Below are 21,621 nucleotides of genomic sequence, written 5' to 3' on the forward strand. Positions count from 1 at the left end.
ACCCATACACATACAAATCCATACAACAAATGAACAAGTTAAAATATGTTCTCATTGCATTTATTTTATGTCCTTTGAGCATTATGGCCCAGGACAAAACTTCCAGTACTTTCGGAAAAGGTATTAGAGTGCTGGCCCAGGATTCATCATTCTATTTGAAATTTGGCGCTCGCTTTCAGACGCTATATGCCGGGCGATTAAATCTCGAAACCGATGAATGGTCGGATAAAATGATGATCCGCAGATCTCGTCTGAAGTTTGACGGGTGGGCTTATGACCCAAGGGTGGAGTATAAACTGGAGCTGGCAGTAAGTAACAATGACAATGGTAATATTAGCCCGGAGTCGGGTATGGCTGCTAACATAGTGCTTGATGCCGTGGTTAAGTATAATTTTGCCCCGGGCTGGGAGGTATGGTTTGGTCAAACAAAGCTTCCTGGTAATAGAGAACGGGTAATTTCATCTCAAAACCTTCAATTTGTTGACCGCAGTGCAGTAAATGGTCAATACAACATTGACCGTGGAGTTGGCATGCAGTTGCATCACATGCATAAAATAGGCAATGCTGTTCTAATGGAAATCGGTTCAATATCTATGGGTGAAGGCAGAAACCTTACCATATCGAATGTAGGAGGTTACGAGTATACAGGGCGAATAGAGATCCTGCCATTTGGAGATTTCGCAGGAAAGGGCGATTACTTTGGGTCTGACCTAAAAAGAGAAAAAACTCCAAAGCTGTCAATAGGTGTTACCTATGATCAAAATAATAATGCACCCCGTGAGGAAGGATTCACTGGAGAATTCCTGGATCAACATAAGGACCTGAAGACCATATTTATTGATGGCATGTTTAAATACAAAGGATTTTCTACCATGTTTGAATACGCTGATAAATGGACGGATGGTTCTCCGGTAGTTGCTGATGGAGTATTTTACACAGGCAAGGGTTTAAATGTGCAGTCGGGGTATCTTTTTAAGAATAACTTTGAAATAGCTGCCAGGTACACTTCAATTACCCCGGAAGAGATCACCGGTAATGAAGAATTTACTGAACTGACAATAGGTGTTTCTAAGTATATTGTGGATCATAGCCTAAAAATACAGAGTGACTTAACCCATACAGACAATCAGTTTTCCGATGATAAGTTGAGTTTTCGATTCCAGGTGGAATTGGCATTTTAATTTATAACTTAACGTGAGTCGATATAATAGAGCCGATTAAAGGTATACCTATCAGAAAACAGAACTTGCCTCAGGGAAGCATGAGGCCCTCCTTCGGTACCAATGACAAGCTTTCATTACATACTGATAGTCAGATGATTATTCAATTGCCCACTACCGTCAATTCCAGGATGACATGGTGGTTTGTGATTTCTGTGGTATAATGTCATTATCCTCAAAATCAACTCAAAGTTGTTGGCTACCTCAGGATGACCTCTAAATTAGATAGAGATATGAGTATTGAGGCCAGAGTATCTCATTTTGTAGTTCGTATTGGCGTTACTCAATACTCACGACTCACTGCTCATGACTTTTTTTGCCAAATGCATACTATTAAACCTGAATTATGCAATAGACTTCGTGATGAGCGATAAAAATGGCTGTGAGATAAGTGCTCACGTAGAATTTTGCAACGGAGGCATAGCATCGCTACGGTGAGTAGCAAAATTTGAGTAATGACTGTCCCGGCGAATGACGGGATGCTTAGATTACAGTCAGTTTTGTCGCGGAATAGATTTCTATTGCATAATTCGGGTTAAAGCTTTCGGGATAGCATGACCGAGCATTTTATATCGAGCTCACGTTAATTATTATGACCTTTTGAGTAGTCGCGCAATTTTGTTTATTTTGGTAATAGATAACCAAGCAAAATTGTGAGTGAAAAAAAAGGTTTTTTTAATTTCCTGAAACTGGATAGTCTGTTTGATCATTTGACTGCGTTTATAGAATCGAAAATTGAGATCTATAAAATACAGATAAGAGAAGAACTGGCGCAAACCATATCGAAAATAATGGTATGGCTCCTTCTGGCATCTGTTTTCTTCTTTTTTTTCCTGTTTCTTAATTTGGCGCTCGGGTACTACCTCGGATCAATCCTAAATAGCCTTTTTTATGGGTTTTTAATCATTTCAGGTTCTTATTTGTTAATATTTTTCATACTGTTCCTGCTCCGAGATACTATTGGTTTGCGGCAGCTTTTTGAGAAATTGTTAATAGACTGGTTAAAGATTGACAAGTAATATGACCCCGGATAACTTATACAACGAGAAAGAAAGGAAAGCCTATGAACGTGCTTCCGAAGAACACAAAGAAGCATTTGAACAAGAGCTTTCAGAAATGCTGGACAAAGGTAAGCGCATAGCCACATCTGCATTAGTGATAGGTGGTGGGTTTGCTATATCCTACTACCTTATGAAAAGGCTCAGTGGTGGGAAAAAGGTCAAAAAAGTTAAGAAAAAGAAACATTCACCATCAAATGAATACCCGGAAACTGTTAATGAAGTAGTAGTGGAAAAAAAGCCGACCGTACTTTCTACCGTTGGCAATGTGCTTTTAACTGAAATTGCTGTATTTTTACTGGCTATTGCCAAGGAAAAATTAGTAGAATACATAGAAAAGCAACGGGAAGATGAGCATCCTAAAGACGCTTAACACGCGTGCAGAAACCAGTCAAAAATCGCTAGCCATCCTGATAGACCCTGATAAGGTTGAGGATATTTCTTCGTTGACGGGCTTACTGAATTTAGCGAAGGAGTGTTATGTTGATTACTTTTTTGTTGGCGGCAGCCTCATCACCCAACAGAACCTTGACAAGGTAATAAAAGCAATAAAATCCAGTTGTTCCATTCCCACCGTTCTGTTTCCGGGCAGTAACATGCACCTTGATCTAAGCGCGGATGGCATCCTATTCTTAAGCCTGATATCCGGCCGCAATCCTGACCTTCTCATAGGGCAACACGTGGTCGCTGCTCCGATACTAAAAAATAGTGGTATTGAGGTACTCCCTACCGGCTATATACTAATTAATTCGGAAAGGACATCGGCAGTATCCTATATGAGCAATACCTCGCCGATACCCCCAGACAAGTATTCCATAGCTGCTTCCACAGCTATGGCCGGAGAAATGCTGGGATTAAAACTGATATTTATTGATGCAGGCAGTGGGGCCAGGGAAGCCATTACTCCCAAAATGATCCAGCAGGTAAAAAAGTCGGTAAATGTTCCGGTTATTGTAGGTGGCGGTATTAATTCGGCCGCTAAGGCCAAGGCTTCACTTGAGGCAGGCGCGGATGTGATCGTAATTGGAAATGCGGCAGAAAAAAACCCCAATCTTGTGATTGAGGTTTCTGAAAAGATCTATGATTTTAATAAGTCTCTAAATATTCATTAAAGTCTCTCTCTTTCTCATTTTTCCTGCAGGTATACCATACATCATCTTGAATCGTCTACAGAAGTATGCAGTATCTTTATAGCCACAGGCACGCCCTATATCGCGTATACTCATTTTTGTGGTACGCAGCAATTTCACTGCATGCTCCATACGCTGGTATTCGATGTAATCCTGCGGGTTAATCCCGGTAAGGGTCTTGAAATACTGCCCTACATAATCCTCAGATACGTCAGCCACATCAGAAAGTATCTTGTTGGTCAGTTCACCACCAAGGTTATCCTTGATGTATTTGAACAATTTGATCAACCTCGGATCCTTGAAGTAAGTACTGTTAGTGGCCATCTGCTCAACGAATAAGCGTTTTTCGATGATATGACGGATCGTCTCCACCACCAGCAACTCGGTTTTGATCTTCACCACCCTCTGGTTGCCCTCCAGCTCAGTTTCCTGCTCTTTAACTATATCATAAATGATATTGTTTATTTTCGAATTCTCCATCGAGAATGCCGGAATATCCAGAGCGGTGAAGAAATTTACTGTATCAAATACTTTGGTTTCAAAAACCACCGAAGTAAAATCAGCCACCGGTACCGATGATAACTGCTCTTCCGGATTAGTCTTGAAGTATTCGGTCTGTTTATAGCCAAATTCCTCCAACGATAGTTCCGGACTCTTATCATCCACATTTCCAAAAGAAAGTGGTGTATAACGCATGGCTGGAATAAACAGCGCATGACCCTCTTTTAGGAGTTCATTATCCTGCCCAAAGCGGATAACGCCCTTTTTAAGGATGATAATTGTGTTTTCTGTTTCTTCATAGTCCTGAATAGTGAACGGGTGCGTTACCTTTATATTATTGGACTTTACGAACTTAATCCCAAGGGATTCAATTATTTTATTGTAATCTTCCATCACTTCACTGTATTAAAACAACACCTAAAGGTAAACAAATTTTTTTATAAACCATGCACTTTTCAAAGATATATATAATTTAAATAGGTGGCTATTAGCTTTTAAGAAGCTCCCGGGCAATTACGATTTTCTGAATTTCTGTCGTTCCTTCGTAAATTTGAGTGATTTTGGCATCTCTCATTAGTCTTTCAACATGATATTCTTTTACAAATCCATAACCTCCATGGACTTGTACAGCCTCAACGGTGGTATCCATAGCCACCTTGGAAGCAAAGACTTTTGCCATAGCAGCAGCTTTCACATAATCTTTACCCTGGTCTTTCAGATGAGCAGCATTGAAGCACAGCAGCCTGGCAGCTTCAATCTGCGTGGCCATGTCTGCAAGCTTAAACTGGATCGCCTGATGCTGAGATATCTCTTTGCCGAATGCCTTACGCTCCTTCGAATACTGCAAGGCAAGCTCGTAAGCGCCTGAGGCGATACCCAAAGCCTGAGAGGCTATGCCTATTCGTCCGCCATTAAGCGTAGACATAGCAAATTTAAACCCAAAGCCATCCTCTCCTATTCTGTTTTCTTTAGGAACCTTAACATCGGTAAACATCAACGAATGAGTATCCGAGCCTCGTATACCCAATTTATTTTCCTTTTTACCTACAACAAAACCGTCCATGCCTTTCTCTACTATTAGAGCATTAATACCCTTATGTCGTTTCTCAGGATCGGTTTGAGCAATTACAATGTATATACCGGCGCTATTGCCATTAGTGATCCAGTTTTTGGTACCATTGAGCAGATAATAGTCGCCCTTATCCTCCGCGGTAGTTCTCTGGCTTGTAGCGTCAGAACCGGCTTCAGGCTCTGATAAGCAAAATGCCCCGATTATTTCCCCTGTAGCCAATTTGGTCAGGTACTTTTGCTTCTGTTCTTCGGTGCCGTATTTTTCAAGGCCCCAGCAGACAAGTGAATTATTTACCGACATAGCTACTGAACATGATGCATCTACTTTTGATATCTCCTCCATAGCCAGCACATAGGAAACGGTATCCATCCCTCCTCCATTGTACTTGGGGTCCACCATCATGCCCATAAAACCCAGCTCCCCCATCTTCCTGATCTGCCCGGCGGGAAATTCCTGCTTCTCATCTCTTTCTATTACACCGGGAAGTAGTTCGTTCTGAGCGAAATCACGTGCAGCAGCCTGAACTGCCAATTGCTCTTCTGTCAATTCGAAATTCATCGTTTATTACTGTTTTGCTTTGGATATAGTATTTTATAAAATAATAAGGGTTGTTATGCATGCATAACAACCCTTAAAATTACGATTATTTTAGATAAATCCCTTAGTCTCTGTTACCTAAAAACATGCTTATATAATAAAGCAGCGTTACCAGTGAAGACACGGCTACCACCACGTAGGTCATAGCCGCCCATTTTAGAGCGTCCTTAGCCATACCATATTCAGATGTATCAACAATATTTCTTTGTTTTACCCATGCCAAAGCCCTTCTGCTGGCATCGAACTCCACCGGCAAGGTTACGAATGAAAACAAGGTCATTACCCCGTAGGCTCCAATAATTACCAACAGTACCAACTGTACGGGGAATGTCTGGAATAAGAAAAACCCACCGAACAGCATCATCATCATAATGATGTTGAGGATCTTAGCACTGGCATTCTGAACAGGCACCATAGCTGAGCGGAATTGAAGCATACTATAGGCCGTAGCATGTTGCACGGCATGCCCACACTCATGAGCTGCTACCGCAGCAGCAGCCGCATTTCGTCCATGGTAAACCGCTTCACTCAGGTTCACCGTTTTGTTTACAGGATTGTAGTGGTCTGTCAATTCCCCCCCTACAGAAGTCACTTTAACATCATGAATGCCATTATCCGCGAGCATGAGCTGCGCAATTTCAGCACCCGACAAATTCTTATTCAGTGGTATCTGCGAGTATTTCTTAAACTTACTCTTCAGCCTTGAGCTTACTGCAAAGCTGATGATACCGAAAACAATCATAATGATTATTATTCCCATCTTCTATTCTAACGATTTAATTTTATCAACCAAATTAGTAGTGGAGTACCCCTCCACAAGTTGGATAGTCTCCACCCGTCCGCCATTACCCAGTACAATATCTGCGCCAACAACATTTTCTGCCAAATAGTCACTTCCTTTAACCAAAATGTCAGGCAGCAATTCCCCAATTAACTGATAGGGTGTATCCTCATCAAAATAAGTAACAGCATCAACAAAAGCCAGTGACGCTAAAACCCTGCCCCGTGAATACTCGTTGTTCAAAGGCCTGGTTTCTCCCTTAAGACGCCTTACGGAGCTGTCGGTGTTCAGGCCAATCACTAACCTATCCCCTAAAGCCCTGGCCTTTTCCAGGTAGTCGATGTGTCCCAGATGCAAAATATCAAAACACCCATTGGTAAAGACTACCTTTTCTCCAAGAGCTTTCCAGCCGGCAACCGTTTGCCGCAGGATATGCCGGTCCAGTATTTTATCTTTTGTAGCTTTCAATATTTTCTCTACGCAACAATTGACTCAAAAATAAAGATAAGGCGCCAACTATAATAATTACTAGTGTTTGCCACCCATGAAAAATAAAGGTAAATGGCACCGCCTTTTCCTCAGGAAGTGCATACAGTAGTACCAGTCCGAGTGGTACAAGTATGTGAAAGCTACCAGCCCCGCCAGGCAATGGCACCGCCATGGCGATACCACCAATTACAAATATAGTCAGCGCTGCAAAAAGGCCCAGATTCTCTGTCTCAGGAAATGCAAGCATTACCAGATACATCATCAGGTAGTAGCACAGCCATATCAGCAATGAGTAAACAATGAACAATACCCTTTTCTCCAGTTTAAAAATGCTGGTAACTCCACTTTTCAGGCCTTTTAACAGCTTTTTAAGTTTGGAGACATACCGTAAAGCCAGGAATCTTCTGCTTCTAAGCAGATATCTCACTACTAAATAAATGGCAGCAATAAAAATGAGCGCCCCAGCCAGCAATGTATAGGAAAAAGACGAATCGCCTGAAGAGGTAAGTTTTTTCATTTCATCAGATCTGAAAAAGAAGAGCAAATTATCCAGCTCGATAAAAAATGCCGCGGTAAGCAAAACTATCAGAAATATTAGATCGATGATCCGCTCCAGCACTACGGTACCAAAGGACACGTCAACTGGCGTTTTATTCAACCGGTAAAGATTATAGCAACGGGACACCTCGCCTCCGCGGGGTACCGCCAGGTTGATGAAATACCCGACCATTACTGACATGAAGCTCTCCTTTAGCCCAATACTGTACCCCAGGGGTTTCAAAAGTAGCTTCCATCGTTCTGCCCGGAATATGTGGCTGAGAATTGCAGCAAATGCAGATAGAAATAAAAAGGGTTTGTCAGCCGCCTTCCATGTATTTACTATGAAGGCCCACTTACTTTCGCCATCTGATACTTCAATATTTTGAAAGGATAGCCACAACAGAAATCCCGTAATGCCAAGCATTATGGTATACCTGATAATTTGTTTCGCGCGTGAAGCCATGAAGATTATTGCAGCAGTTTATTATCTGCGTCAGGAAAGATAAGAGTAGGTTCAAATTTCTTGGCTTCTTCAAATTCCATGGTGGCATAAGAGATGATGATAACAATATCACCAACCTGGGCTTTTCTTGCGGCTGGCCCATTCAGGCACACCATTCCACTACCGCGCTCTCCCTTTATAGTATAAGTCTCCAATCGTTCACCGTTGTTAACATTTACCACCTGTACCTTTTCTCCCTCGATCATATTAGCCGCTTCGAGCAGGTCTTCATCAATGGTGATGCTTCCTACGTAGTGTAACTCGGCCTGGGTGATCTTTACCCGGTGAATTTTGGATTTTAAAACTTCAATATTCATTGCTCAGAATTCAGAATTCTAAATTAAAAAACCACATTATCTATTAACCGTACGCCATCAACGTATCCGGCCACGCATAGCGCAACATTATTTTTCTCCGAAATGTTCGTGACAGCAGTTAAGGTGTCCGGATCTATCACCTCGAAATATTCCAACTGCACCCCCGCCTGCTCCACCATACCCCTGACTTCCTGTTTCACCTGTTCTATAGCTACAGGTACCTTTAACATTTTCTGCGCCTCTGTCAGTGCCTTATACAAAATTACAGCTTTTCCCCGGCCTTCCTTGCCCAGTCGCCTGTTTCGGGACGACATGGCGAGGCCATCATTCTCACGGATAATCGGCACACGCTTTAACTCAACATTAAATGACAGGTCTTTAACCAACTGCTGTATAATAACAAACTGCTGTAAGTCCTTTTGGCCAAAATACGCCCGGTCCGGCGCTACAATATTAAACAATTTAGAGACAACCAACCCAACCCCGCTAAAGTGACCTGGTCTGAATTTTCCTTCCATAATATGATCCAGCCGGTCGAATAGAAGCCTCGTCCGGGAAGGTTCGATATACATTACCTGATCAGAAGGGCAAAATACAGCATCACAACCTACCTCTCGAAGCATGGTCAGGTCATCATCCAATGTGCGAGGGTATTTGGCCAGATCCTGATCGTTATTAAACTGCGTGGGGTTTACATATATGGAACAAACGGTGACATCGTTGTCACTTTGTGATGCCCTGACCAGCGACAGGTGTCCTTCATGCAGGGCGCCCATTGTAGGCACAAGACCTATCTTTTTACCATGGAACTTATGCTCGTTTAAGTAATGTTGTAAAGGAGTAATATCCTTGTAAACCTCCATCAGAATCATTTAAAAGGATTGCAAAATTATGTTTTATCAAAGATAATAGCTTGAAAACTGCTAAAAATTTTGTAATTTTGTGGTCTTATTTACGCAAACAAATCTCTACTCAATATGTCAAAACTTCGTATTCTTTATGTAGCCAGTGAAATCAATCCTTTCTTACAAACTTCAAAAGTAGCAGAATTTGTGAGGAAATTGCCACAGGCTATGCAGGAAAAAGGGATGGAAATCAGGATACTGGTTCCGAGGTTCGGCTTAATTAATGAACGGAAGAACAGATTACATGAAGTTGTCAGACTTTCAGGCATCAACATCGCGGTTGGTGACGAGGAAAAGCCTTTGATCATAAAGGTTGCATCAATACCAAATGCTAAGCTACAAGTATATTTTATTGATAACGAAGATTATTTCCACAGGAAATATGTATTCCACGACAAGGAAAATAATTTTTACGAAGATAATGACGAGCGTGCAATATTTTTCTGCAAAGGCGTTATAGAAACAGTTAGAAAACTTGGATGGGCCCCGGATATCGTTCACTGCAACGACTGGATGACCAGCTTGATACCACTATATCTGAAGACCACCTACAAAAACGATCCTTTATTTAAGGATGCTAAGGCGGTATTTACAGTGTATAACAATAGTTTCAAGCATAAGTTTAACAACGACCTGATCGAAAAGGTAAAAATGATCGACATCGAAGACAGCATGCTTACTAATCTGCAAACGGCTGATTATTATGGTTTCATAAAGCTTGGGCTGGAGTTTGCCGATGCTGTAATTAAAGCCGAAGAAGATTCAGGCTTAAACGGCTACTTTGATGAAATACCCGACCGGAAGAAAATAGAAACAATAGAAAAGGACGATAATTTTACAGACTCTTATTACAACTTATATAATGAACTTGTGGGCTAGAAAATCAGGGCTGATACTACTATCAGCCCTGACACTTTTTTCGTGCGAAGAAGAATTAAGCACAGTTGGTCTCCCCCCCGAAAATGATTTGGGGATTTTTTTTGTCGATGTTCCATTAGGTGATAAAGTATCACAGGTATGGGTGGATAACGTAAACTCACGAAGCACAGGCACTGTGCTGGTGGGAAGCTATACGGATCCATATTTCGGAAATATTGAGGCCCGAAACTTTTCCGAGGTAAATCTTCCAAAGAATAATCCCGGAGAAGACGTGGATGGCTCGGCCGTGTTTGACTCCCTGGTGTTGGTGACACGTATCAGAGGTATATATGGAAATCAGGTAGCTGCCGGCACTCAGCGAATAGAGATCTATCAGTTAACAGATACCATCCCCCTGGTTGACGCAACCTATACCACTGCCTCCTCTCAGGAGACAGGTCAACTATTGTCCGCCTCTGAGTTTATGCTACACCCCGACTCATTGGGGCTAAAGTGGGAAGATACCGGACGCAAGTTGGAAACCAAGGAGGATACCTTGTATAAAGCGAGGTACTTCGACAGCAATAATGAATATATATACAGGTCTAATTTTAAAATAGATGAAGCTTATGCTTCAGAATTTTTCAATTTGCTAAAAGCAAAGGCAAAGGAATTCAGTTCAAGTAAAGATTTTGCCGCTCACCTCAAAGGAATTTCATTTGCGCCTACAACCGGCAACAGTGCAATTATAACTTATGGCGGTGCCGATACCAGGCTTGTACTTTATTACACCGAAACTGATGGCTCAGGAAATAAATCCCAGGAAACAATCAGTTTTCCTCTGAACACCATCAGAAGCTACAATCAAATAACTCCCAATGCAAAAAGTGGCTGGAATGGTTCTGATCTGGATGATATCACCACCTTTTATGAGCCATATACTATAGGTACCGATCTTGCCTATTTACAAAATGGCACGAATCTGCTACTCAGACTCGATATGTCGGGATTCAACGAATTTAGTGATACGGTGGAGAATGCTATCGTCCAAAAGGCAGAGTTGGTGTTTGAAAACCTCAAAGGTATTTCGAAAACCACTCCCCCTCCATCAACCATGGTCTATTACATGACAAGTCTTGACAGTTTAGCCAATAAGAACTACCGCGTTGGCACATTGATCAATAATAACAGATCTCCTTTGGTGATAGGTTATGATAAGGATAATAAAAAATTTTCCAATGACATTACCATATCATTGCAAAACCTCCTTAAAGAGGATACATTTAACCAATTGATCATGGCACCTGTTACCATTAACACTTCTAACGGATCAATTTCAGCAAATGGAAGTGGGGTGAACAGATTCGTAGTATCAAAGAATGACATCCGGATACGCTTTTATTATACTGTACCGAATTTAAATAATTAAAAATATGTGTGGAATCGTTGCCTATGTAGGGCCAAGACAGGCTCATGAGGTAATTATTAAGGGTTTAAAAAGGCTCGAATACCGAGGCTATGACAGCGCAGGTATTGCCTTATTGAACGGAGGATTGAATATCTACAAAAAGAAGGGCAAGGTAACGGACCTTGAAGAGAATCTTTACGATTATAACTTAAACAGTAACATTGGAATCGGACACACCCGATGGGCTACCCACGGTGAACCTAATGACGAAAATGCCCACCCCCATTATTCTCATTCAAAAAATCTCGCCATTATTCATAATGGTATAATTGAAAACTACAGCTCTCTGAAACAAGAGCTTATTAACAAAGGGCATACCTTTCAAAGTGAAACAGACTCTGAGGTCTTCATTCACTTTATTGAAGACATTCAAATGAATAATAATTGCTCATTGGATGAAGCAGTACGGTTGGCGCTGACCAAAGTAGTTGGTGCATATGCCATCGTGATCATGTCAAAAGAAAATCCTGATCTGCTCATCGCGGCCAGAAAGGGGAGCCCTCTGGTGATAGGTATAGGTAAAGATGAATTCTTTCTGGCCTCAGATGCCACACCCATTATCGAATACACCAATGAGGTTGTTTACCTCAATGATTACGAAATTGCTATTATTGACAACAACGAATTAAAGCTTAAGAACACGCAAGACGTCCCCTCTACTCCTTATATCCAAACACTGGATATGGAGCTGGAAGCCATAGAAAAGGGCGGTTACGAACATTTCATGCTGAAGGAGATCTTTGAGCAGCCTAAATCGATCAGCGACTGCATGAGGGGAAGGTTGAATGCCAATGAAGGAAGGCTGGTGCTGGGTGGGATCCGAGAATATGCCAATAAGCTAATCACGGCTGATCGTATCATAATCGTTGCCTGTGGCACATCATGGCATGCAGGCCTGGTAGCGGAATATTTTATTGAAGAATTTTGTCGCATCCCTGTTGAGGTAGAGTATGCATCGGAATTCAGGTATAGAAACCCGGTTATCAAGGAAGGTGATGTAGTTTTTGCTATCTCCCAATCCGGGGAAACGGCAGATACTCTGGCAGCCATAGAGCTCGCCAAATCAAAAGGGGCCATAATTTTTGGTGTGTGTAATGTGGTAGGTTCATCCATAGCCAGGGCATCGCATGAAGGTGCATACACACATGCCGGGCCTGAGATTGGCGTGGCAAGTACGAAAGCCTTCACAGCTCAGTTGACAGTACTGAATATGATCGCCCTGAGAGTAGCTCATCAAAAAGGCACCATTACTGAAAGAAGGTACCACGAACTATTGGTTGAGCTTGAAAATATACCGTCAAAAGTTGAAAAAGCGTTAAAGCTTGATAATCAGATACAAGCTATCTCTGAAATATTTAAAGATGCAAGGAACTTTCTATACCTTGGAAGAGGATTTAACTTCCCGGTAGCCCTGGAAGGCGCCCTGAAACTAAAAGAGATCTCATATATTCATGCCGAAGGATATCCGGCTGCCGAAATGAAGCATGGGCCTATTGCATTGATAGATGAGGAAATGCCGGTAGTGGTGATAGCAACCCGGGATAGCTCATACGACAAGGTAGTATCCAACATACAGGAGGTAAGAGCACGTAAAGGGCGTGTAATTGCCGTGGTAACGGAAGGAGATGCTTTGATACCTCAAATGGCTGAATTCGTTATAGAAGTTCCCAAAACAGACGAAGCTCTCATGCCCATGGTATCCGTTATTCCATTGCAACTATTGTCGTATCACATCGCTGTAATGCGCGGTTGCAATGTGGACCAACCGAGAAATCTGGCTAAGTCGGTAACTGTAGAATAAAACAGTTATGAATTGATATAGAACACGCTGAGGGTTTCCTCAGCCTGTTTTTGTTATTGTGTGGCCTAATACTCTTTTGATAAGTGAATAACTAGCGCGGAAGTTACTTCCGTGCTTTACCTACTTTCTATTCTCAGACTTACCTTAACGTGAGTTCGATAATGACATACTATGCAAGTTGCTGGTATTGCTGTCAAGTCTTTAGGGCGGTTTGCAATGTTGATCATAAGGCACAAAAGAATAACTACTCCTCTGCAAAATCAATTTGATATCATCAAGCTTTACATTAATGAAACTCTATAAATCATTACTTCATTTATGTATCTACTTAATTTTTAGCGCTGCACCCAATCTCTGTGCTACATTGTCCCAATTGATAATATCCATTACACAATCTACAAATTCGCCCCTACGGTTACGGTAGGTCAGGTAATAGGCATGTTCCCACACATCAATTACGAGTAAGGGGATGCATCCCCATTGAGTAAGTTTCTGATGATCGGCGCAGCCCAGCACGGTGAGGCGGTCAGTAAACGGCTGGTAAGCCATTATGCCCCAACCACTGGCTTCCACCGATTTGGAGACTTCTCCAAGTAAGGCTTTCAGGCTGTCTAACGTGTTAAAACTTTTTTCAATATATTTCAGCAGCGTGCCTTTGGGATCATTCTTCTTGTTGGTCAGGTTAGTCCAAAAAATGGAATGTAGAATATGGCTGGAAAAGTGGTACGACAGCTTTCTTGTCCAGTGATCCACCAGTTCATAATTATTTTCTTTCATGGCTTTGTGGATCATCTCCAGATCCTTATTTGCTCCTTTCACTGCGCCACCATGGTGAAAAGTATGATGAAGGTAAAGTGTTTCTTCGTCCATACAGGGCTCAAGAAAATTATTGGCGTAAGGTAGTGGCGCCTGTATGAAATTTCCATTATCATCCATTAACTTATCTATCCCTTCCTGCTCCACACTTTGAGCCAGCACACTGGATGTTGGCAGGATAGATGCTCCACCGATTATCATTGAGTTTTGAATGAATTTTCTGCGTTCCATAATTGAAAATGTTTTAAAAAGAGTTTAAAGTATCAGAAATTTTACCAGCAGCCCGAGCACTATACAAAGGCCAATGGTTTTAAGCATATCCAGTTTAAATCCGAAATAAGCCACACAAGCCGCTATAGTAATGCCTGCTACCCCGGCATCCATTGAGCTCAGATCGGGAACAAGCAAACGCATACCATAAAACGATCGCTCTTCGACCGTTTTAAAAATAGCATTGACAGAGAACCAGATCCCGAGATTAAGTATAACACCAACCACAGCAGCAGTTATAGAGGAGAGTGCGGTGCTCAGATTTTTGTTATTCCGTAAATGTTCGATATAAGGCGCACCGAGAAATATGAAAAGAAAACAGGGTATAAAAGTTACCCAGGTAACCAGAAATGAGGCCAATACACCAGCCATCACGGGATCAAGCATTCCCGGATTTCTAAAGGCGCCCATGAAACCAACAAATTGAACCACTTGAATAAGCGGCCCAGGGGTTGTTTCTGCCATTCCCAGTCCGTCCAGCATCTCACCGGGTTGTAGCCAGCCAAAGGTTTCCACCGCCTTTTGAGAGATATAAGCCAAGACCGAATAGGCTCCTCCAAAAGTAACCACGGCAGCCTGGCTGAAAAACAAGCTTTCCTTTGTAAAAATGTTTTCCACACCTAAGAAAACAGTCAGCAAAATAATTGGAATAAACCATAGTAAAAGCCAGAATGCAGCAGTCTTCAGACTTTGAAACAGGTTTGGACTGGCTGTCGTTATGAGCGTATCAATCAAGCCCTCTTGTGTGCTATTAGCCGTTTTATGGCCCTTGATCACGTAAAATTTTTCTTCACTGATCTTGCCACCTATGAAGCCTATGAATGCTGCACTTATGATAATAACGGGAAAAGCAACCTCGAAAAAGAATATAGCAATAAAGGCAAAAATGGCAATTGCGATCATTACTTCATTTTTGAGCGCCTTCTTGCCAATCTTGATTACAGCACCAACCACAATAGCCAACACTGCGGGTTTGATGCCATAAAATATACCCTCTACTACAGCCACATCTTTCCAAAGCGCATAAAGCACACTCAGTAGCAGTATTGAGAGAAACCCAGGCAATACAAAAAGAGTACCTGCGACAATGCCTCCTTTACGCCCATGAAGCAACCAGCCAATATAGGTGGCCAATTGCTGCGCCTCAGGCCCCGGAAGCAGCATGCAGTAATTTAAAGCATGCAAAAAACGGTTCTCACCTAACCATTTTTTTTCTTCCACAAGAAACCTATGCATGACTGCAATCTGACCTGCCGGCCCGCCAAAACTATGTAATGCAACTTTTATCCAAATATTTACAGCTTCCCGGAAGCTCGGAAGGGTCATTTTAGGCTTAGGTGTAGCGCTCATGATCAAATATAGCTCATTCAATATGCATGTCCATGGGTCAGAGGCTGCTCTTTTGATACCAGCACTATTATTTACAAGAGCATAAAAACCATGGTATTGTTACCGTCCCTTCTAGTACAAGAAGCGGCAATCAAATGGCTGAACCTGTATTAATGTATGTACTCCCGGGAACCTCTGATACAATCATGTTGTTTATCGCAAAATAAAGGCTTTTGTTGTCTCTGGTTGCGACATCTTCTATTGCACCTCTGCAACGGAAATCTGAAGATGACATTTTTAAAATTCTATTCTTATGGCAACTTGTCTGTTAATTGATGACGATCCTGATGAGTATGAAATATTCCCTTTGGCACTTCAGGATATGGATGACGCCTATTCGTGCTTGTCGAGTGCCTCGACCAGGTAAAGAGCATGCATCACCTGGACAATATGTCCATCATTATGTATTCGAATTCATCTGACCAAAATGATATTAGGATGCCGCAGGAGAAGGGCGCATCGCATTACTTTGTAAAGCCTGTCCGGGTGAGTATTCTGTCTGAGACATTGAACAAAATATTTCATAAGGAGCCTTTGCCTTTTCTCCTACCTTAGAGGGGGTGTAACAGAACCAAAAATAGCGGACCTATGTTTAAATAGTGCCTCTAAGAAAACGCCAATGCCTGCGTTACGCTCGCCCCAAAAATGCTCATCCCGACAACTGTAACAACTGTACGGGACTCCGCTTTTTGGCACTTCATCCCGCTCTTTAGCGGGAACGTTTTCTTAAAGCCACTTAGAGTTTTCTTATATACACTATTTAGGTAATTTCCAAGCTGAAGAAATTGACTTTTATAAGTTGGCACATAGTATTCTTGAAAAATACCGAGCCGATGACGTTGAGGTGAGACTTAATGTTTACCTGCCAAGGACACACTTTCATCTGTTGGAAAGAATTTTTATTAACCTTTTGGACAATGCCTTTCGATATCGCCTTCCCCGGAACCAGGCATCGCGTAAAGGTACACATTGAAGATAATGACGATGCCCTACAGATTATTATTTCAGATAATGGCCGGGGCATTAAAAAAGATATCCAGGACAAGATATTTGAAATGTTTTTTAAAGGTGAATATTGCACCCGAAAGAATGGAATGGGATTGTTTATTGCAAAAACCGCTGTTGATAAACTTTATGGAAAAATCCATGTTGACAGTGAGGAGGGACTAGGGACAGTAGTTACGGTTGTTTTGCCATAGGTCTCGTTTTTCAGTATTACGTTTAATTGTCGCCAGCCTGCTCTTCTATTCCCAATTTCGTAGAATTCTCCGGCTTTGATATGATATACCATTGGAAAAGTAGTGGGTATCTAAATCCTGATACCGGACCCCATTTATTACCTTAACATTGATATTTCGATAGATCAACTTTCAGATATCTGTAAAATGTAGCTTTTGACAAACCGAATTGCTCGCGTATTTCCGTGGTAGGCTTCGTACCATACAATGCTTGTACTGCCCTTATTATTTCCGTCCGCTCTACAGAGGCCTCTCCTGGTAATTTCATAGATGCTGGTTTTAACTTTGCCGCAAATAATAACAATTACTGATGAAAAATAATGCAAGAATGAAATAAAATTACAGACGGTTGTTCATCCAATATCCGTTAACATGGAACTCCATCCAGGTTTTTATAAATATTGAAGCCTGTCATAAACGCTTCTGCTTCTTCGAAAGCTTCCTCCACTGTATCAAATAACCTTCTGTTGCCATTTTCATCCCTAACATTCAGTCCCGCCACTTCAATCTGCATAGATGCCCGTTTTCTGGTAATAGTAACAAAAGCTGTATAGAGCCCATCTTCACATTTCGGATCATTTAAATTGACTTCAATATCAAAAGTATGATCCCGTTTATCTATTGACTTGTTAAATCTATTCACGATAATTTGCTTTACATTCATACTTTACGAATCCATTAAAAAAAAGAACATGACTATTAGACGAAATCCCTATTCTCACGACCAAGTGGCTTTTAATAAAACCAATGACATTGGCTGTTTACAGATTCATCAAAGATCTTCGCCAGTGCCTAATGTCCGTTTGATACAATTTCGCATTTGTCTTGCTGCAGGTCTGCCACTGTACAATGACTCTCATATTGTTCACCGCATCAAAACAGGCGCCTTCAAGCTTGCAATTTTAGTAAATACTAAAATTATTAGCAACATAGGCGAAGGAATTTTTAGCCCTTTGGCAACATATTCTTTTACAGACACTCAGACGTGGCGTCTGAAGCTTTCATTAATTCAGAGGTTTCTACCATATAGTAACCTGTTTCGTTCACCATATACGAGTAGTTTCCTCTTACCTTATCGACTGCTCCTTCCATTAACCTGCCATTATGTCTCCAAAATTTAGTTGCTGCTTTTGTTGTTGATTTTTCTGTCATTTTTCTTTATTTTAAGGAATCACTATAAGGTTTTAAATACTTTTAAAAATGTTTCCGCTCCCTCAAAAGCTTGCTCCGCAGTATCAAATTCCATTTTCTTACCCTGATCATCCCTCACGGCCATTCCGGCAATTTCCTTCGTTTTAGACCCTTTTTTACTGTAAATCCTTATAAATGCTGTCCAGGGTTTATTATGGTCAGATATAGACTTTAGGCATCAATCATGAACAGATACTCCTTTCGTTCTATTGATTTTATATGTTGTTTCATGTGTTTTGATCGGTATATTAAATATAAAAGAAAAGGATAAACTGAGGCGATTAAAACAAGCCTAAAGCCATCTCTGTAAGTTATCTGGATTTTTTAACTTGAAACATTCAATGGATCAATTCGCTCCTCAACTCGAGATCCATCGCCTGTTTCGTTCTGACCTTTAACCCTTTATTTGGTCTCACGGCCAAAACAATTAAGCTGCTGAAGGGTTTTTTCATAAAGCTCTAGTGGTCCTATGGCAGAGACAAAGAACGAAATACATCCCATACCCCCTGGCTGGGACTACAACCCCTCTTCCTGGGACCAGCGGATCCCCATCGTAGTGCTGGCAGCAGTGGGAATGTTCATTGCTTTATACCTCGGTATATACCAGCTTGACATAATAACCACGGTATGGGAGCCCTTTTTTGGAGATGGCAGCACTACAATTTTGAATTCCAAAATTTCACATATCTTACCTATACCTGATGCCCTGCTGGGAGCATTTAGCTACTTTCTGGATGTGGCCGCTGGCATCATCGGTGGTACCCGCAGATGGCGCACTATGCCATGGATGGTTATAGTCTTTGGGCTAGCCGTTGGTCCGTTAGGGATCGTAAGCATTATGCTCGTAGTATTCCAGCCGGTACTGTTCGATGCCTGGTGTACGCTTTGCCTTGCATCTGCTGTAATATCAATAACCATGATAGGCCCGGCCATGGATGAAATGCTTGCCAGCTTACAATACATGCAGCGCGTGAAACACTCGGGGTGTTCAATGTGGAAAGCATTTTGGGGTGTGGAGGATGTAGTACTTAAAGTAGCGTAGGATGTGGGCACAGATCGTAAATGTAGTTATCGGAATCTGGATCATGGCCTCACCTGGCATTTTGAATTATCCGACTCCGGCGGCTGCCGACAATAACCACATAGTAGGGCCTTTGATCGTTACTTTTGCCTTCACTGCCATTTGGGAGGCGACACGGACTGTAGGCAAGTGGAATATACCTTTAGGCCTCTGGCTTATTATCGCTCCCTGGATACTTGATTTTGAAGACAACACGGAAATTGTGGGTGAAATGGCAGCCGGGATAGTCGTCACAGCCCTGGCAATGGTTAAGGGCAAGATAGAACAACGATTCGGAGGCGGGTGGTCATCACTTTTCAGTAAGCACCCGGAGCATAAAAAGGCGTTGGAAAAGGGAAAATAAGCTATATAGTGTCTCTAAGAAAACGCCAATGTCTGCGTTACGCTCGTCCCAAAAATGCTCATCCCGAGGCATCCAACAACTTCAGTTGATTTTGTGAATAATGACAAGTTAACCGAACGGCCTTGAGAAAATGGCGTTAAGAATTTCAATGCCACACGTACACTTTATAAATCACACTGTTTGAGTCCCGTTGTTTCAAACGGGGCGAGTTTGTGATTTGTCATCGCAGGCATTGAAATTTAGCCATTTGCTCACAGCCTTGACTTTTTTTTGTTATCCCCGAATGCTTTAATGCTTTAGGGAACAAAAAAGTAAGACATATGCTATGAAAAACCAAAATAGATACAAAAGTTACAAACTGAGCAATAAGATGTTATCATCTGGCTATCAGCATGTAATGAAAACTTATCATTGGTACAAATGTACGGGACTCCGCTTTTTGGGACTTCGCCCCGTCCTTTGGCGGGAACGTTTTCTTAAAACCGCTAAATAGTTAGCAGCATGTATTCCTTTTTCAGTAACGGACAGATCTTATATCTTTCGTCTTTGGTGTCTTCATAAATGGCCTCCAAAGTTTCGTATACATGGTGTATACCTATTTTTTCAATCCACTCAAATGGTCCGTAGGGATAATTGGTTCCGAGTTTCATGCCTAAATCAATATCCTTCTTGCTTGCGGTCCCTTCCTGCACAGTATAATAAGCTTCATTGATGATCATAAAGATTATACGTGGGGTCACCATTCCAACACGATCTTCCACAACCTCAAACTTCGACTGCAACGCTGAAAATATTTCAACCAACCGGTCATCCTTTTTGCCATCAATAGTACTTAATTCTACTATTTCACGATTTAAAAATGTGGGCAATCCATTGAACCCATAAACATCCTTTACACTACCATGAAAAAAATTAAGTTCTGTCAGGCTTATTTTAACAGTATTGAGGAATATAACGGTGCCATTAGCTGCTTTGTAAAATTCGAAATTATCAGGGGTTTCATCGATCTTAAAATCGAAAACAAGATCCTTACCATTCAAAAACTTAGGAGAGTTTAGCTGTGTTAGAAACGTGTACTCGTGATTATCCGAGAACTTTTCTCTAAATTCTTTAAAATTTTCCTCCTCTCCTATTATTAATATCTTCATAAATTGCAGCTTTGAGACAAAAATAGATATTATCACAAAAAATTCAGTTATGAACGCAACAATAATCAACAGCAAAAAAGCCCCCGCACCTATAGGCCCTTACAGTCAGGCTGTAATGGCTGGCAATACCCTTTATGTATCAGGGCAGGTAGCAATAGATCCTGAAACCGGCAACCTTGTGACCAGCAATATTGAAATTGAAACCGAACAGGTAATGAAAAACCTGGGGCACGTACTTTCGGAAGCCGGAATGGACTACAGCAACATAGTGAAATGCAGCATATTTGTTGCGGATATGAATAATTTCCAGTTGATCAATACTATATATGGGAAATACTTCCAGCAAAACCCTCCGGCAAGAGAGACAGTGGAAGTAAGCCGACTACCTAAAGACGTAGGTGTTGAAATTTCTTGTATTGCAGTGAAATGACCATTATCCCCCATAAACGCGAAACGCTAATATTACCTTTCTCTGCCAATGAAGTAATTAGCAGGTTGAGTAGAGCAACTCAGCCTGCGTCACTGACCGCACCAAAAATCAGTGATAGCCATATCCGTTTCATCGGGCAGATCAGCCGAAATTCATTTAAGATCTCCAGAAAGATCAATTACCCACAAAACTACCTTCCCATAATTACCGGTGATATCGAGGAGTCCAGCCGGGGCTGTATCATTTTTGTCAAATACAAACTCTTCTTTAGCTCCCTGATGTTTTTTATGTTCTGGACAATCATGACTGCGCTAATTGGCGCTTTCTTTCTAATTTATCCCAGGGAATACCTTTACGCAGCACTTTCCTTTGTATCAGGCGCTATCAACTATATTGTCACTGTTCTTAATTTCCATAAACAAGTAAAAATAACAAGAGAGGCTCTTGACGAGGTGCTAAAGATAACTTCATAACTA

Annotated in this window: 25 protein-coding genes; 12 read left to right on the plus strand and 13 right to left on the minus strand. The window is 41.5% G+C overall.

Annotated features, from left to right (window positions below):
• Positions 1 to 29 precede the first annotated feature (29 nt).
• From C900_RS18320 to C900_RS18335, 4 genes are all read left to right on the plus strand, one after another.
• Entirely contained in the window at positions 30 to 1,181 is a 1,152-nt protein-coding gene (locus C900_RS18320; protein ID WP_009581635.1) for a porin, read from the plus strand.
• Positions 1,182 to 1,873: 692 nt separating this feature from the next.
• The gene (locus C900_RS18325; RefSeq protein WP_009581638.1) at positions 1,874 to 2,239 is read left to right on the plus strand and encodes a phage holin family protein; all 366 of its coding nucleotides are present in this window, start codon (positions 1,874 to 1,876) and stop codon (positions 2,237 to 2,239) included.
• A 1-nt stretch (position 2,240) separates the two neighbouring features.
• Positions 2,241 to 2,651: a hypothetical protein gene (locus C900_RS18330; RefSeq protein ID WP_009581639.1), complete on the plus strand. Its 411-nt coding sequence runs from the start codon at positions 2,241 to 2,243 to the stop codon at positions 2,649 to 2,651.
• Positions 2,629 to 3,390, plus strand: a complete 762-nt coding sequence (locus C900_RS18335; RefSeq protein ID WP_040497070.1) for a phosphoglycerol geranylgeranyltransferase — start codon at positions 2,629 to 2,631, stop codon at positions 3,388 to 3,390. The genes C900_RS18330 and C900_RS18335 overlap by 23 nt, the downstream gene beginning before the upstream one ends.
• Here C900_RS18335 and C900_RS18340 read toward each other — a convergent pair.
• From C900_RS18340 to panC, 7 genes are all read right to left on the minus strand, one after another.
• A complete protein-coding gene (locus tag C900_RS18340) occupies positions 3,376 to 4,302 on the minus strand; it encodes a helix-turn-helix transcriptional regulator (RefSeq protein WP_009581641.1) in 927 nt (308 codons plus the stop codon). The two genes, C900_RS18335 and C900_RS18340, sit on opposite strands and share 15 nt — an antisense overlap.
• A 94-nt stretch (positions 4,303 to 4,396) precedes the next feature.
• Positions 4,397 to 5,539 carry an acyl-CoA dehydrogenase gene (locus C900_RS18345; protein ID WP_009581642.1) on the minus strand — a complete coding sequence of 381 codons (1,143 nt, stop codon included), beginning with the start codon at positions 5,537 to 5,539 and terminating at the stop codon, positions 4,397 to 4,399.
• A 103-nt stretch (positions 5,540 to 5,642) separates the two neighbouring features.
• Positions 5,643 to 6,338: a zinc metallopeptidase gene (locus C900_RS18350; protein ID WP_040497071.1), complete on the minus strand. Its 696-nt coding sequence runs from the start codon at positions 6,336 to 6,338 to the stop codon at positions 5,643 to 5,645.
• Between the two features lie 3 nt (positions 6,339 to 6,341).
• On the minus strand, positions 6,342 to 6,827 hold the full coding sequence (gene rfaE2, locus C900_RS18355; RefSeq protein WP_009581644.1) for a D-glycero-beta-D-manno-heptose 1-phosphate adenylyltransferase: 486 nt from the start codon (positions 6,825 to 6,827) through the stop codon (positions 6,342 to 6,344).
• Entirely contained in the window at positions 6,808 to 7,851 is a 1,044-nt protein-coding gene (locus C900_RS18360) for a lysylphosphatidylglycerol synthase transmembrane domain-containing protein (protein WP_040497072.1), read from the minus strand. The genes rfaE2 and C900_RS18360 overlap by 20 nt, the downstream gene beginning before the upstream one ends.
• Before the next feature lie 5 nt (positions 7,852 to 7,856).
• The gene (gene panD, locus C900_RS18365; RefSeq protein WP_009581646.1) at positions 7,857 to 8,207 is read right to left on the minus strand and encodes an aspartate 1-decarboxylase; all 351 of its coding nucleotides are present in this window, start codon (positions 8,205 to 8,207) and stop codon (positions 7,857 to 7,859) included.
• 23 nt (positions 8,208 to 8,230) lie between these two features.
• On the minus strand, positions 8,231 to 9,070 hold the full coding sequence (gene panC / locus C900_RS18370; RefSeq protein WP_009581647.1) for a pantoate--beta-alanine ligase: 840 nt from the start codon (positions 9,068 to 9,070) through the stop codon (positions 8,231 to 8,233).
• A 114-nt stretch (positions 9,071 to 9,184) separates the two neighbouring features.
• Between panC and C900_RS18375 the strand changes: the two genes are divergently transcribed.
• From C900_RS18375 to glmS, 3 genes are read left to right on the plus strand one after another with little or no spacing between them, the layout of a single operon-like run.
• A complete protein-coding gene (locus C900_RS18375) occupies positions 9,185 to 9,991 on the plus strand; it encodes a glycogen/starch synthase (protein ID WP_009581648.1) in 807 nt (268 codons plus the stop codon).
• Positions 9,975 to 11,399 (plus strand): DUF4270 family protein, encoded by a 1,425-nt coding sequence (locus C900_RS18380; RefSeq protein WP_009581649.1) that lies wholly within the window; start codon positions 9,975 to 9,977, stop codon positions 11,397 to 11,399. The genes C900_RS18375 and C900_RS18380 overlap by 17 nt, the downstream gene beginning before the upstream one ends.
• A gap of 4 nt (positions 11,400 to 11,403) precedes the next feature.
• Positions 11,404 to 13,239, plus strand: coding sequence for a glutamine--fructose-6-phosphate transaminase (isomerizing) (glmS, locus tag C900_RS18385; RefSeq protein WP_009581650.1), 1,836 nt, complete (start codon positions 11,404 to 11,406; stop codon positions 13,237 to 13,239).
• 324 nt (positions 13,240 to 13,563) lie between these two features.
• On the opposite strand, the gene C900_RS18390 is transcribed toward glmS, so the two are convergent.
• Both C900_RS18390 and chrA read right to left on the minus strand, forming a co-directional pair.
• Positions 13,564 to 14,286 (minus strand): superoxide dismutase, encoded by a 723-nt coding sequence (locus C900_RS18390; protein WP_040497073.1) that lies wholly within the window; start codon positions 14,284 to 14,286, stop codon positions 13,564 to 13,566.
• A gap of 24 nt (positions 14,287 to 14,310) precedes the next feature.
• Complete coding sequence (gene chrA / locus C900_RS18395) at positions 14,311 to 15,675, minus strand: chromate efflux transporter (RefSeq protein WP_245558453.1); 1,365 nt, start codon at positions 15,673 to 15,675, stop codon at positions 14,311 to 14,313.
• A gap of 956 nt (positions 15,676 to 16,631) precedes the next feature.
• Between chrA and C900_RS18400 the strand changes: the two genes are divergently transcribed.
• Complete coding sequence (locus C900_RS18400; RefSeq protein WP_009581655.1) at positions 16,632 to 16,913, plus strand: sensor histidine kinase; 282 nt, start codon at positions 16,632 to 16,634, stop codon at positions 16,911 to 16,913.
• Between the two features lie 142 nt (positions 16,914 to 17,055).
• On the opposite strand, the gene C900_RS30000 is transcribed toward C900_RS18400, so the two are convergent.
• The 3 genes from C900_RS30000 to C900_RS18410 all read right to left on the minus strand — a co-directional run bounded on the left by C900_RS30000 (position 17,056) and on the right by C900_RS18410 (position 18,104).
• Positions 17,056 to 17,220: an IclR family transcriptional regulator gene (locus C900_RS30000; protein WP_009581656.1), complete on the minus strand. Its 165-nt coding sequence runs from the start codon at positions 17,218 to 17,220 to the stop codon at positions 17,056 to 17,058.
• Between the two features lie 99 nt (positions 17,221 to 17,319).
• The gene (locus tag C900_RS18405) at positions 17,320 to 17,595 is read right to left on the minus strand and encodes a hypothetical protein (protein ID WP_157494072.1); all 276 of its coding nucleotides are present in this window, start codon (positions 17,593 to 17,595) and stop codon (positions 17,320 to 17,322) included.
• Positions 17,596 to 17,921: 326 nt separating this feature from the next.
• Complete coding sequence (locus C900_RS18410) at positions 17,922 to 18,104, minus strand: hypothetical protein (RefSeq protein WP_009581658.1); 183 nt, start codon at positions 18,102 to 18,104, stop codon at positions 17,922 to 17,924.
• 508 nt (positions 18,105 to 18,612) lie between these two features.
• Between C900_RS18410 and C900_RS18415 the strand changes: the two genes are divergently transcribed.
• Complete coding sequence (locus C900_RS18415; protein ID WP_009581660.1) at positions 18,613 to 19,185, plus strand: vitamin K epoxide reductase family protein; 573 nt, start codon at positions 18,613 to 18,615, stop codon at positions 19,183 to 19,185.
• 1 nt (position 19,186) lies between these two features.
• A complete protein-coding gene (locus C900_RS18420; protein ID WP_009581661.1) occupies positions 19,187 to 19,567 on the plus strand; it encodes an SPW repeat protein in 381 nt (126 codons plus the stop codon).
• A gap of 485 nt (positions 19,568 to 20,052) precedes the next feature.
• Here the strand turns inward: C900_RS18420 and C900_RS18425 are convergent, their stop codons facing one another.
• Complete coding sequence (locus C900_RS18425; protein WP_040497074.1) at positions 20,053 to 20,715, minus strand: 3-hydroxyacyl-CoA dehydrogenase family protein; 663 nt, start codon at positions 20,713 to 20,715, stop codon at positions 20,053 to 20,055.
• A gap of 49 nt (positions 20,716 to 20,764) precedes the next feature.
• Between C900_RS18425 and C900_RS18430 the strand changes: the two genes are divergently transcribed.
• Both C900_RS18430 and C900_RS18435 read left to right on the plus strand, forming a co-directional pair.
• The gene (locus C900_RS18430; protein WP_009581663.1) at positions 20,765 to 21,145 is read left to right on the plus strand and encodes a RidA family protein; all 381 of its coding nucleotides are present in this window, start codon (positions 20,765 to 20,767) and stop codon (positions 21,143 to 21,145) included.
• On the plus strand, positions 21,142 to 21,618 hold the full coding sequence (locus C900_RS18435) for a hypothetical protein (RefSeq protein WP_009581664.1): 477 nt from the start codon (positions 21,142 to 21,144) through the stop codon (positions 21,616 to 21,618). Before C900_RS18430 ends, C900_RS18435 begins: the two co-directional genes overlap by 4 nt.
• Positions 21,619 to 21,621: the final 3 nt, after the last annotated feature.

Source organism: Fulvivirga imtechensis AK7 (assembly GCF_000331535.1).
Classification (GTDB): Bacteria; Bacteroidota; Bacteroidia; order Cytophagales; family Cyclobacteriaceae; genus Fulvivirga; species Fulvivirga imtechensis.